At 45.4% G+C, this 12,978-nt stretch carries 11 protein-coding genes; 9 read left to right on the plus strand and 2 right to left on the minus strand.

Features of this window, described 5'->3' with window-relative positions; translation table 11 throughout:
- Positions 1-16 precede the first annotated feature (16 nt).
- Positions 17-913, minus strand: coding sequence for a PfkB family carbohydrate kinase (locus tag H9626_RS10000; protein ID WP_178255675.1), 897 nt, complete (start codon positions 911-913; stop codon positions 17-19).
- 237 nt (positions 914-1,150) lie between these two features.
- On the opposite strand from H9626_RS10000, the gene H9626_RS10005 reads away from it, so the two are divergent.
- The 4 genes from H9626_RS10005 to H9626_RS10020 all read left to right on the plus strand — a co-directional run bounded on the left by H9626_RS10005 (position 1,151) and on the right by H9626_RS10020 (position 6,362).
- Positions 1,151-2,458: an inositol-3-phosphate synthase gene (locus H9626_RS10005; RefSeq protein ID WP_178256273.1), complete on the plus strand. Its 1,308-nt coding sequence runs from the start codon at positions 1,151-1,153 to the stop codon at positions 2,456-2,458.
- Positions 2,459-2,879: 421 nt separating this feature from the next.
- A complete protein-coding gene (locus H9626_RS10010) occupies positions 2,880-3,146 on the plus strand; it encodes an NVEALA domain-containing protein (protein WP_191710403.1) in 267 nt (88 codons plus the stop codon).
- A gap of 144 nt (positions 3,147-3,290) precedes the next feature.
- Entirely contained in the window at positions 3,291-4,376 is a 1,086-nt protein-coding gene (locus H9626_RS10015) for a BF3164 family lipoprotein (protein ID WP_191710404.1), read from the plus strand.
- A gap of 105 nt (positions 4,377-4,481) precedes the next feature.
- Entirely contained in the window at positions 4,482-6,362 is a 1,881-nt protein-coding gene (locus H9626_RS10020) for a glycoside hydrolase family 35 protein (protein ID WP_191710405.1), read from the plus strand.
- A gap of 116 nt (positions 6,363-6,478) precedes the next feature.
- On the opposite strand, the gene H9626_RS10025 is transcribed toward H9626_RS10020, so the two are convergent.
- On the minus strand, positions 6,479-7,141 hold the full coding sequence (locus H9626_RS10025; RefSeq protein ID WP_191710406.1) for a uracil-DNA glycosylase: 663 nt from the start codon (positions 7,139-7,141) through the stop codon (positions 6,479-6,481).
- Positions 7,142-7,310: 169 nt separating this feature from the next.
- On the opposite strand from H9626_RS10025, the gene H9626_RS10030 reads away from it, so the two are divergent.
- From H9626_RS10030 to gap, 5 genes are all read left to right on the plus strand, one after another.
- On the plus strand, positions 7,311-7,805 hold the full coding sequence (locus H9626_RS10030; RefSeq protein WP_191710407.1) for a hypothetical protein: 495 nt from the start codon (positions 7,311-7,313) through the stop codon (positions 7,803-7,805).
- A 244-nt stretch (positions 7,806-8,049) separates the two neighbouring features.
- Positions 8,050-9,561, plus strand: a complete 1,512-nt coding sequence (gene accC, locus H9626_RS10035; protein ID WP_191710408.1) for an acetyl-CoA carboxylase biotin carboxylase subunit — start codon at positions 8,050-8,052, stop codon at positions 9,559-9,561.
- A 38-nt stretch (positions 9,562-9,599) separates the two neighbouring features.
- A complete protein-coding gene (locus H9626_RS10040; protein WP_178256267.1) occupies positions 9,600-10,121 on the plus strand; it encodes an acyl-CoA carboxylase biotin carboxyl carrier protein subunit in 522 nt (173 codons plus the stop codon).
- A 2-nt stretch (positions 10,122-10,123) separates the two neighbouring features.
- The gene (locus tag H9626_RS10045) at positions 10,124-11,656 is read left to right on the plus strand and encodes an acyl-CoA carboxylase subunit beta (protein WP_178256266.1); all 1,533 of its coding nucleotides are present in this window, start codon (positions 10,124-10,126) and stop codon (positions 11,654-11,656) included.
- Between the two features lie 171 nt (positions 11,657-11,827).
- A complete protein-coding gene (gene gap, locus H9626_RS10050) occupies positions 11,828-12,838 on the plus strand; it encodes a type I glyceraldehyde-3-phosphate dehydrogenase (RefSeq protein ID WP_191710409.1) in 1,011 nt (336 codons plus the stop codon).
- The last annotated feature ends 140 nt before the right edge of the window (positions 12,839-12,978 follow it).

Genomic DNA, 12,978 nt, shown 5'->3' on the forward strand with positions numbered 1-12,978 from the left:
TCTGTCTTTATTTTCGTTATAAAGTTTGCGGATGCAGGTTGCTTGTGTGGATTATTTTCCAGACATCTTCTTCCGTGCCGGAGAACGGTCCCGACTTTTCGAGCTTGATGGTTGACATGGCAGCGGCGAAACATCCGGCTTCTTCATACGATGCCCCTTTGTTACGCATATATAAGTATCCCAATACATACGTGTCGCCACATCCCGTTGCGTCTACTACCTCATGGGGAGGGTAGGCAGGAATCTTGTGGAACTTCCCTTCAGCGTAAATCAGCGAACCGAGGCTGCCTAACGTAAGCAACACTTCTTTTACGCCCCAAGCAGCCAGTTGCAGCGCAGCCTGTTTCGGGTCTTTGAAACCCGTCAATACCTCGGCTTCGTGTTCGTTTACTTTCAAAATGTCGATGTACTTCAGCGCTTCTTTTTTGTCTTTCCAATCAATGGGGTAAACTTTTTCACCTCTCACCTCGCGAAGATAGCCTTGTGCATCAACGGCAAGGATTCCTTTGTCGGAAAGCATCTTTACTACGTCCAGCGAGAAATCGTCCGACAGCAGGCTGCCCAAATGAAAGATGTGAGCTTTTTCGTCTTTCAGCTCGTCTACCGTAAACGGATCGGCTTTGGCAAGCACTCGCTGCGTGCGGTTATCTTGGTTTTCTCCGTACGTATTTTCAAAATAAACGGTTTTCCGGCTGGGCAATACCTTTACCCGGATGCCTTCTTTGCGCATGTCTTCTACTGCTTTGTATTCGCTGGGTGCAAGCGCTGTGATGAGCTTGTAGTTTCGAGTGTCTTTCAGATGGCGCATACCATGTGAAAAATAATAAGACGTACCTCCCGGCAGGTAAGTGGTTTGTTTCGGGGTTACGATTTTGTCTAAAGTGATATGTCCTATGCAACAAATATCATTCATCTTTCTTACTGTTCTAAGATTCGGGCGCAAAGATACATATATTTTTCTTATGTTCTTCTTTTCTTGGAAATTAAACAAATGTTCCTTTTCTCTGATTTTATGGCACATATTTACCGATATACAAATAAAATGCTCCCCGAAAAGTGGTTTTATTTAAACAAAACCGTAACTTTGGGCACTTGTTTTGTCTATAAAGCAAAAAATATTGTTTATAAAAAGGAAAAAAGGAATTTAGAAATGAAAAACATGAATGTAAAACCGGCTGACGGAAAGCTGGGCGTATTGTGCGTGGGGCTGGGCGCTGTGGCCACAACCTTTATAACTGGAGTGTTAATGGTTCGTAAAGGACTGGCAAAACCGGTGGGTTCGATGACCCAATACGATAAAATCCGCGTAGGAAGGGGAGCTGAAAAGAAATACTTGCATTATGGCGACATCGTTCCGATGGCTCAGTTGAGCGACATCGTGTTTGGTGCATGGGATGTATATCCTGCCAATGCTTACGAATCTGCCATCAACTGCGAGGTGCTGAAAGAAAAAGACATCAATCCGGTTAAAGACGAACTGGAAAAGATTGTTCCGATGAAAGCGGCTTTCGACCACAACTATGCAAAACGTTTGGATGGAAACAATGTGAAAGACTGTGCTACGCGCTGGGAGATGGTGGAACAGCTTCGCCAAGACATCCGCAACTTCAAGGAAGCAAACGGATGCAGCCGTATCGTAGTGCTTTGGGCGGCTTCTACCGAAATTTATGTTCCGGTGTGCGAAGAGGTACACGGCACGCTGGCTGCCCTTGAACAGGCTATGAAGAACGACGACCGCGAGCATGTGGCTCCGTCTATGTGTTACGCTTATGCCGCACTTGCCGAAGGTGCTCCTTTCATTATGGGTGCGCCTAATACCACAGTTGACATTCCGGCGATGTGGGAAATGGCTGAAAAGACCCAAATGCCGATTGCCGGCAAAGACTTCAAAACCGGACAGACTTTGGTTAAATCGGGTTTCGCACCGATTATCGGGACACGCTGCTTAGGTTTGTCGGGATGGTTCTCTACCAATATCTTGGGTAACCGCGACGGCTTGGTGCTCGACGAACCTGCCAACTTCCATACCAAAGAGGTAAGCAAACTTTCTACGTTGGAGTCTATTTTGGTGCCCGAAAATCAGCCTGACCTTTATACTGATTACTATCACAAGGTACGTATCAACTACTATCCGCCGCGTAACGATAACAAAGAGGGGTGGGATAACATCGACATCTTCGGCTGGATGGGATACCCGATGCAGATTAAGATTAACTTCCTTTGCCGCGACTCTATTTTGGCAGCTCCGCTGTGTCTCGACCTTGTTTTGTTGAGCGATTTGGCTGCTCGCGCCGGACGTTATGGCATCCAGCGTTTCTTGAGCTTCTTCCTCAAGAGCCCGATGCACGATTATACCGAAAACGAAATCCCCGTAAACCACCTGTTCCAGCAATACGTGATGCTGAAAAACGCCATCCGCGAAATGGGCGGTTACGAAGCCGATGAAGAAATCGACTGATAGTTAGACTTAGTTTCATTACATTTGGTTGCGTGCAGACTTGTCGGAGAAATCCCCAAGCCTGCACGCTTTTTTTATCTGAACCCAACTGCTTTGCCAACCATTTAAAATACCCTCAAAACGTTACCGTTAGTGTTGGTCAGTCCATGCGGTAGAGTTGACCAATTCTATTCGGAAGACTGCCCTGCGCTACCGCTAAGGTTTTTCAACTTCTTTGCATGGGTGTAAAGTGCTTAAAATTAGTGTATTGCTATTCTGGTCGCTTCCTTTCTTGTCCTTTAAAAGAGGACATCGTAAAAATATTTCCGATAAGTTTGTTTCGTTTCTCAATAGTTTTTATCTTTATTCGCAAATCGGGGATTTGCAGCTTTGTAAGAGAAAAGTAAACCAAAGAAACGAATAACAAACAACAAATTATTTTATGAAAAATACGATTTTAAAAATTGCTTTTGCGGCTGCTTTAGCTGTGGTAGCCGGTATTACAGCTTATAATGCACAAAATAAAGAAGAATTGTCAGATTTGGCTTTGGAGAATATAGAAGCATTGGCAGGTAATGAAAGTGGAACAAATACAAGCTGGTCATGTAGGGGTAGTGTAAATAGGTGTCATGCAAAATGTGGATTATGTGGGACTGAAATAGGACCATCTAAAGGGACTTTAACAGGTAGCCATTCTTGTTCCATGTAATTAAAAATGTGAGAGTTCTTGAATGTGCTAAAATGTGAAAAAGACTCGTCATAGAGAAGTGATAAATCAATTTTTATTTAGTGTGTATTTTTGACATGATGGCACATTCATTTAAGATGTACTATTTTGATAAAAGTATAAAGGATGAAGAACTCAATTATTTATTTGCTATTATTTGTAAGCTGGTTGATTGTAGGATGTTCCGGAAGTAGCAAGTCAGATTATTATTCCAATGGGATTAACTCGGAAAATGTTTATGATGTACAGGTGCAAATCTTGAATGACTCTTCTTTATGGCATTTCCCCTTGCAGATGGAATATACGGATTCCCTGCTTGTGGTATTGGATTATATGGATGATTATTACTTTCATGTATATACATTGAAGGGAGAACCTATTGGGCATTTTGCACGTAAGGGACAAGGACCGGGCGAACTTTTGTCTGCCAATCAGTTCCATCTGTCAGAAGACAGAGATTCGTTATATGTTTATGATGGCGTATCGCGTAAAATAGTGATGTATAAATTGAATGGAGATTACGTAAAGGATTTGCTTTTCCAAGAATATAAAATAGATTACACGCTGCTTCCCCCGTCGGATATTCCTTATATCCTATACGATATGCTTCCGGTGAAGGATGAGGTGTTTTTGGTTAAGGCTAATCAACCCAAGCTGCGTTATGGCAAATTGGATTTGGCAAAAGGTGAAATAACATCTGTTTATGGTGATTTTCCTACTGGTTGTGTAGCCGGCAAAGCTGAAGAAGTATGGTCGGTGTTTAGCAGCGATACGCGCACTTGCTTAAAGCCTGATTGTTCAAAGATGTTAAACGCTACTTATATAGGCGGGATATTGGAATACTTTAGTGTGCAGCCGGATTTAGGACTGTGTGCAGACACTACATTATATATCTATGAACCTGTCTACGGATTGGCAGAAGGAGCAGTGCCATCGTATGTTGTAGGTAATGAAAATACGCAGTTGGGGTTTGAAGATGTTTATGCGACAGATCAGTTTGTTTATGCGCTGTTGCACGAGAAAGGCGATGCTGCGGAGCCTCAATCGGTAATGGTATTCGACTGGCAGGGAAAAGCCCTCCGGAAGATAAACGTTAAGCAACGTTTGCTGCGCTTGTGTGTAGATGAGGCACGGAATATGATTTACGCAATGGCTGCTGACGAAGTGAATGGTTACAAGTTGGTAAGCATCCCGTTAAAATATCCCCGATAAGTTTGTTTCGTTTTCGGCTAACCTCTATCTTTGTGTTTGGAACGGCTGTTTGTCAGCTCGGCTTATTACACATAACACATTTTATCATTAAAACTAAATCTTATCATGAAAACGAACCTTATTTGTGTGTTGCTGATGTTATTTTCTTCGTTAGGGTTTGCAGCCTCAAAGAAAACAACTTTCGAAATTAAAGACGGTCATTTTTATCGGAACGGCGAGGTGGTGTCAATCCATGCAGGAGAGATGCACTACGCCCGTATTCCGCATCAATACTGGCGTCATCGTTTGCAGATGATGAAAGGAATGGGACTGAACACGGTGGCTACATACGTGTTTTGGAATCTGCATGAAACCGAACCCGGAAAATGGGATTTTTCGGGCGATAAGAACCTTGCCGAGTATATCCGTATTGCCGGCGAAGAAGGCATGATGGTGATACTTCGTCCCGGTCCGTATGTATGTGCCGAATGGGAATACGGAGGCTATCCGTGGTGGCTTCAGAATATCCCCGGCATGGAAATCCGTCGCGATAACCCGGCTTTCTTGGAACGTACGAAATCCTACATTGAACGTCTGTATCAGGAAGTGGGCGACTTGCAGTGTACGAAGGGAGGCCCTATCGTTATGGTGCAGTGCGAAAACGAGTTCGGCTCGTATGTAGCTCAGCGGAAAGATATTCCGTTGGAAGAACACCGCGCTTACAATGCCAAGATTAAGCAGCAGCTTGCCGATGCCGGTTTCAATGTCCCGCTGTTTACGTCCGACGGAAGCTGGCTGTTTGAAGGCGGAACTACCGAAGGCGCACTGCCCACGGCAAACGGTGAAAGCGACATCGAAAACCTGAAAAAAGTAGTCGACCAGTATCACGGCGGCAAAGGCCCGTACATGGTGGCGGAATTTTACCCCGGATGGTTGTCTCACTGGGCGGAACCTTTCCCGCAGGTAAGTGCGTCGGAAATCGCCCGCCAGACGGAAGCCTACTTGAAGAACGACGTGTCTTTCAACTTCTATATGGTACACGGAGGTACTAACTTCGGATTTACCAGCGGAGCCAACTACGACAAGAGACGTGACATTCAGCCCGACATGACCAGTTACGATTACGATGCACCCATCAGCGAAGCAGGCTGGGTTACTCCCAAGTACGACTCCATCCGTAACGTGATGAAACGCTACGTGAAATACGCCATCCCCGATGCCCCCGCTCCTAATCCGGTTATCGAGATACCTTCTATCAAGTTGACCAAAGTGGCAGATGTGCTTGCCCTGACCGAATCGACTACTCCCGTAACGAATAATGACCCCCAGACTTTCGAGCAACTGAATCAGGGTTACGGCTACGTATTATACACTCGTCACTTCAATCAGCCCATCAGTGGCACGCTGGAGATTCCGGGCTTGCGCGATTACGCCGTGGTGTATGTCGATGGCGAAAAGGTGGGTGTACTGAACCGTAATACGCAAACCTACTCAATGGAAATCGATGTTCCCTTTAACGCCACATTGGAAATATTGGTAGAAAACATGGGACGCATCAATTACGGCAGCGAAATCGTACACAATACGAAAGGAATCATCAGTCCCGTAACCATTGCCGGCAAAGAAATCACCGGCGGATGGAACATGTACCGCCTGCCCATGAGCGAAGCTCCCGATTTGCAGACGTTGAAGAGAAATGTGTACACAATCGGATCTACCCAAGCCAACAAATTGAAAGACTGTCCGGCTATTTACGAAGGAACTTTCACGCTCGACCAAACCGGCGACACCTTCATCGACATGGAAGCATGGGGAAAAGGAATTATCTTCATCAACGGAATCAACATCGGTCGTTACTGGCAGGTAGGTCCTCAGCAAACACTGTACATTCCCGGTGTTTGGTTGAAGAAAGGCGAAAACAAAATCACGATTTTCGAGCAACTGAATGAAACCGTTCAGTCGGAAGTCAGCACTGTGAAACAGCCTGTATTGATGAAGCTGAAGTAGCCAAACAGAACGGATAGCCTGAATATAGGGCCTCATTCATAGCAGAAAAGGCTGTTTGCGAGTATGATGTTTTTACTCGCAGGCAGCCTTTCCTCTTTTTATGCCGTTGAAAAGTATTACCAATTAATCGGCGTTTCCCCATGCTCCACCAAGTACGCATTGGCACGGCTGAAATGTTTGTTCCCGAAAAAGCCGTTGTAGGCAGAGAGGGGAGAGGGATGGACGGAAGTCAGTACCAAATGTTTGGTGCGGTCGATGAACGCCCCTTTCTTTTGTGCATACGACCCCCACAGGATGAACACCAAATGTTCGCGGTTTTCGGCGAGTGCGCGGATGGCGGCATCGGTAAACTCCTCCCATCCTTTGCGCTGGTGTGAACCGGCTTGGTGCGCTCGCACGGTCAGCGTGGCGTTAAGCATCAACACCCCCTGTTCCGCCCAGCGCGTCAGGTTTCCGGTAGTAGGAATCGGAGTGCCTAAATCGTCATGGATTTCCTTGAATATATTTTGAAGGGAAGGAGGGAAAGGGATTCCGTCGTTCACCGAAAAGCAAAGCCCATGCGCCTGTCCCGGACCGTGGTAGGGGTCTTGCCCGATAATGACCACCTTTACCTTATTATAAGGGCAGAGGTTGAATGCGTTGAATATTAACCGCCCCGGAGGATAGACCGTGGTGGTGCGGTATTCCTGACGGACAAAATCGGTCAGCTTGACGAAATAATCTTTTTCAAATTCCGGAGCGAGGACCTGTTTCCAACTTTCTTCTATCTGTACGTTCATAAGCATTGCGATTTGTTTGAGGATGTAAAGGTAATCTTTTTTTGTGAAAACTGCGGTGGATAGCTATGATATGTGAAACTAAATTGTTATATTTACAGCGAGAGTTGTTACCTTAGAGTTTAAATGTAATTTATAGACAAAGATGCGTTTTATAAAAATCTTTTCTTTCATGTTTGCTCTTTTCTGTTTATGTGTCAGTTGTAAAACACAGCAGATAACACCGGAGCAGAAATCGGAACATCAGGAAGCCCTTTTGGCATTACGCAACGGGTGTTTCATCGTGCAGCTGGATGCCCTCTACCCCTCGTCCGCCAGTCCGCTTACGCCTGCCCTCACCGAATACAAAGAGATGAGGGAAAGCTATCTGAAAGCAAACGGTGGGGACTTTTCTTACTACATATCCCCCAATGACGGCATGAGGCTGCATATTGGTTTCCCTGCCGATCGGAAAGAGAACCTGCGGGCAGAAGTGTCGGAAGGCAAGAAGAAACGCAACGGCGAATGTCGCTTCCATATCAAAGTGCGCGGCGAAGGCATCGTAGACGACAGGGATGTCGTTATCCTGCTCCGCCCGCATTCAAACCGGTGTACGGTGAAAGTAACACAGCCCGGAAGAGTGTCGCAAATCAGCATGGAAGGTCGTGTTTTTCCGCTGGCGGATTGAAAAAGAACAAGCCTTACATTCCCTATTGCAAACTCGACTTTGCTTTTTCTGCGTTTTTTGCATCTCTTCATACCTCAAAATGGGTATTTCCCCGCATTTTGAGAGCGTAATGTCAAAAAAAAAAGGCATTCGTTGGAATGGTTGCGCTTTTTTTCTACTTTTGCACAGTTTCTGGGTTCTTGTGCCGAAACGAAAGGTTCTCCCGGAAAAGAGTATGAAAAAGATTATAATTAAATCCTAAAGCATGATACACAAAGTATTAATCGCTAACCGTGGTGAAATAGCTGTACGTGTAATGCGCTCTTGTCGTGAGATGGGCATCCGCACGGTGGCAGTCTTTTCGGAAGCCGACAGAACGGCTCGCCACGTTCTTTATGCCGATGAGGCTTGTTTGATAGGTCCGGCTGCCTCGCGTGAGAGTTATTTGAATATTGATAAAATTATCATGGCAGCAAAACGTCATGGAGCGGATGCCATCCATCCGGGATATGGCTTTTTGTCTGAAAACTCGGAGTTCGCACGCCGTTGCCGCGAGGAAGGAATTATCTTTATCGGTCCCGACCCGGAAACAATGGATGCGATGGGCGATAAAATCTCTGCCCGCAAACACATGATTGCAGCCGGTGTGCCGGTAGTGCCGGGTACGGAACAGCCCTTGCAGAGTGTAGAAGAAGCAAAAGAAATCTGTAACCGCATAGGCTACCCCGTGATGCTGAAAGCCTCTATGGGTGGCGGCGGAAAGGGGATGCGCCTGATTCATAGTGAAGACGAAGTGGAAGAAGCCTATAATACGGCTCGTTCGGAATCAATGTCTTCGTTCGGCGACGACACGGTTTACTTGGAAAAATTCGTAGAAGAACCCCACCATATCGAGTTTCAGATTTTAGGCGATAATTACGGAAACGCCGTTCACTTGTTTGAGCGCGAATGTTCCATCCAGCGCCGTAACCAGAAAATAGTAGAAGAAACCCCGTCGCCGTTCGTAACTCCTGAGTTGCGTAAGAAAATGGGTGAGGCGGCTGTGGCAGCAGCCAAAGCTGTGAACTACAAGGGTGCGGGAACCATTGAATTCTTGGTGGACAAGCATCGCAACTTCTACTTCCTCGAAATGAATACCCGTCTTCAGGTAGAACATCCGATTACGGAAGAGGTAGTAGGCGTTGACTTGGTGAAAGAACAGCTCCGTATAGCCAATAACGAACCGCTGCATTTCAAACAGGAAGAACTCATTCAGCGCGGACACGCAATCGAATGCCGTATCTGTGCCGAAGATTCGGAAAATAACTTCATGCCTTCTCCGGGTATCATCCGTCAGTTGATTGAACCGAACGGCATTGGCGTACGCATCGACAGCTATGTATATGAAAGCTACGAAATTCCTATTTACTACGACCCGATGATAGGTAAGTTGATTGTATGGGCTACCACCCGCCAGTTTGCCATCGAGCGTATGCGCCGTGTGTTATACGAATATAAGATTACAGGATTGAAGACCAATATCGCTTACTTGCGCCATATAATGAATGTACCTGACTTCGTGGAAGGACATTATAACACGCTCTTCATCCCGAAACATCAGGATATGTTGCGCCAATGGGCGGGACAGAAAGAAGAAGAAACCGAAAACATTGCAATGATTGCGGCTTACATTGACTATCTGATGAATCTGGAAGAAAACAACACCGGTTCGTCGGACAACCGACCCATCAGCCGCTGGCGCGAATTTGGTTTGAAGAAAGGAGTATTACGGATTTAAGTTCTTTGAATTCTGAAGAACTCAAAAACTAATAAGGTATGGAAATACATATAGGTGAAAGAGTGGCCGATGTAACGTTGGTAAGTAAAGAAGGAAACAAGGTGCAACTGACTATCGACGGAGTGCCTTACGATGTCGACATTGTAATGGCAGAAAACGGAAGTTGTTCGATTCTGCACAACGGAAAATCGTATAACGCCGAACTGATTCGCAAAGAGGGAGGTAAGAGTTATACGGTAAATGCTCACTATCAGTCGTATAACATTGATATCATCGACTCTCAGGCGAAATACCTGCGTATGCGCAAGGGTGCCGAAGAAAAGCAGGAAGACAAGATTGTTTCTCCGATGCCGGGCAAGGTAGTCAAGATTCCGGTGAAGGTGGGCGACCGCTTGCAGGCAGGCGACATCGTGGTAGTAATCGAAGCGATGAAGATGCAGAGCAACTATAAGGTAAGCAGTGATTGTGTCGTAAAAGATATTCTGGTAAACGAAGGAGACTCTGTAAACAGCAATCAAGTGATTATGACATTGGATGTAATTAATAACGAGCAAGATTGATTATGACGGCAGAAGAACAATATAAGAAATTTGAGGAGCTGGATAAACTGGCATCTCAAGGCGGCGGTGTAGAGCGTGTGGAAAAACAACATGCCAACGGACACATGACTGCCCGCGAACGTATCGACATGTTATTGGATAAAGGTACGTTCAATGAAATCGACAAGTTTGTGATTCATCATTGCACCGATTTCGGAATGGATAAAAAGCATATTCCCGGCGACGGTATCGTATGTGGTTACGGTAAAATAGACGGCCGGCTGGTATACGTATATGCTTACGACTTTACGGTGTATGGAGGTACGCTGAGTACAACCGGTGCGAAGAAAATCGTGAAAGTACAAGAATTGGCTCTGAAGAACGGAGCTCCGGTTATTGCCTTGAATGACTCAGGCGGCGCACGTATCCAAGAAGGCGTGGGCAGTATTTCCGGATACGCTTCAATCTTTTACCAGAATACCATTGCTTCGGGCGTGATTCCGCAAATATCTGCCATCTTGGGCCCGTGTGCGGGAGGAGCTTGTTACTCTCCGGCGCTGACCGACTTTATTTTCATGGTGAAAGAAAAAAGCCACATGTTTATTACCGGACCCGATGTGGTAAAGGCTGTTACACACGAGGAGGTAGATAAAGAAGAATTGGGAGGTGCTTATACGCACAGCAGCAAGAGCGGTGTAACCCATTTCTTGTGTGAAACGGAAGAAGAAACCCTGATGAGCATCCGTGAGTTGCTGAGCTTCCTTCCCTCGAACAACATGGAAGATGCCCCGATGCAACCCTGCTCAGACGACATCCGTCGTGCGGACGAATCGCTGATGAGCGTTATCCCCGACGACCCCAACATGCCTTACGATATCAAAAATATCATCGAGCCGGTGGTTGACAACCAATACTTCTTCGAGGTAATGCCTCATTTCGCTAAAAACATAGTAGTGGGATTTGCGCGCTTGGGAGGCCGTTCGGTAGGTATCGTGGCAAATCAGCCTGCTTATCTGGCGGGTGTGCTCGATATCGACGCTTCCGATAAGGCATCTCGCTTCATCCGTTTCTGCGACTGCTTCAATATCCCTATTGTTACTTTCGAAGACGTGCCCGGTTTCCTTCCGGGATGTGCTCAGGAACACAACGGAATCATCCGTCACGGTGCGAAGATAGTCTACGCTTATGCCGAGGCTACCGTTCCCAAAATTACGGTGATAACCCGCAAGGCATACGGTGGCGCGTACATCGTGATGAACAGCAAACCGATTGGTTCGGATGTAAACTTCTCGTACCCCACAGCCGAAATTGCCGTGATGGGAGCAGACGGTGCAGTCAATATCCTGTATCGTAAATCAACGCCCGAAGAAAAGGCACAGGCGGTAGAAGAATACAAAGAAAAATTCTCGAATCCGTATCGTGCAGCCGAGCAAGGTTACATTGATGAAATCATTCTTCCGAAAGATACTCGCTTCAAGCTGATTCAGGCTTTGGAAATGACTCAGAATAAGAGCCAAAGCAATCCGCCGAAGAAGCATGGCAATATGCCGTTGTAATTCTTAAAGAAGGATACGAATTTTTACAAAAATTATCTTACTTCCTTCCTCTTTTTAAAAAGAAATTCTTATTTTTGCAACGCAAATTGATAAGAGAAGGAGCGAAAAGCTCCGGAACGATGTAGGTGAGTGTTTATAAATTAATTATAAAACCTTTAAAACTTAAACAAAATGATTAAAGTAGGTATTAACGGTTTCGGTCGTATCGGCCGTTTCGTATTCCGTGCTGCTCAAAACAGAAACGACATTCAGATTGTAGGTATTAACGACTTGTGCCCGGTTGATTACTTGGCTTACATGTTGAAATACGATACAATGCACGGCAAATTCAATGGTACAATCGAAGCTGACGTTGAAAACAGCAAATTGATTGTTAATGGCAAAGAAATCCGTGTAACAGCAGAAAAGAATCCGGCTGACTTGAAATGGAACGAAGTTGAAGCAGAATACGTAGTTGAATCAACTGGTTTGTTCTTGACTAAAGAAAAAGCTCAGGCTCACATCCAAGCTGGTGCTAAATACGTAGTTATGTCTGCTCCTTCTAAAGACGATACTCCGATGTTCGTTTGCGGTGTTAACGAAAAGACTTACGTTAAAGGTACTCAATTCGTTTCTAACGCATCTTGTACTACTAACTGCTTGGCTCCGATCGCTAAAGTTTTGAACGACAAATGGGGTATCACTGATGGTTTGATGACTACTGTTCACTCTACTACTGCTACTCAGAAGACTGTTGACGGTCCGTCTATGAAAGACTGGAGAGGTGGTCGTGCTGCTTCTGGCAATATCATTCCGTCATCAACTGGTGCTGCTAAAGCTGTAGGTAAAGTTATCCCGACTTTGAACGGTAAATTGACTGGTATGTCAATGCGTGTTCCGACTTTGGACGTTTCTGTAGTTGACTTGACTGTAAACTTGGCTAAACCGGCTACTTATGCTGAAATCTGTGCAGCTATGAAAGAAGCTTCTGAAGGCGAATTGAAGGGTATTCTGGGTTACACTGAAGATGCAGTTGTTTCTTCTGACTTCTTGGGTGATACTCACACTTCTATCTTCGATGCTAAAGCTGGTATCGCTTTGACTGATACTTTCGTTAAAGTTGTTTCTTGGTATGACAACGAAATCGGTTACTCTAACAAAGTATTGGATTTGATCGCTCACATGGCTTCTGTAAACTGCTAATTAGTTTTGAGAACCAAATAAAGCACTGAGCCGTCCGATTCTTTCGGACGGCTTTTTTTATACCCGCCGGTAAAGTTTTCTGCGCATTAGAGTTGGTTTTGTGCAGAAAAAACTATCTTTGTCGACAGAACTTTCGGATA

This window comes from Phocaeicola faecium (assembly GCF_014837055.1).
In the GTDB taxonomy this organism is placed as follows: domain Bacteria; phylum Bacteroidota; class Bacteroidia; order Bacteroidales; family Bacteroidaceae; genus Phocaeicola; species Phocaeicola gallinarum.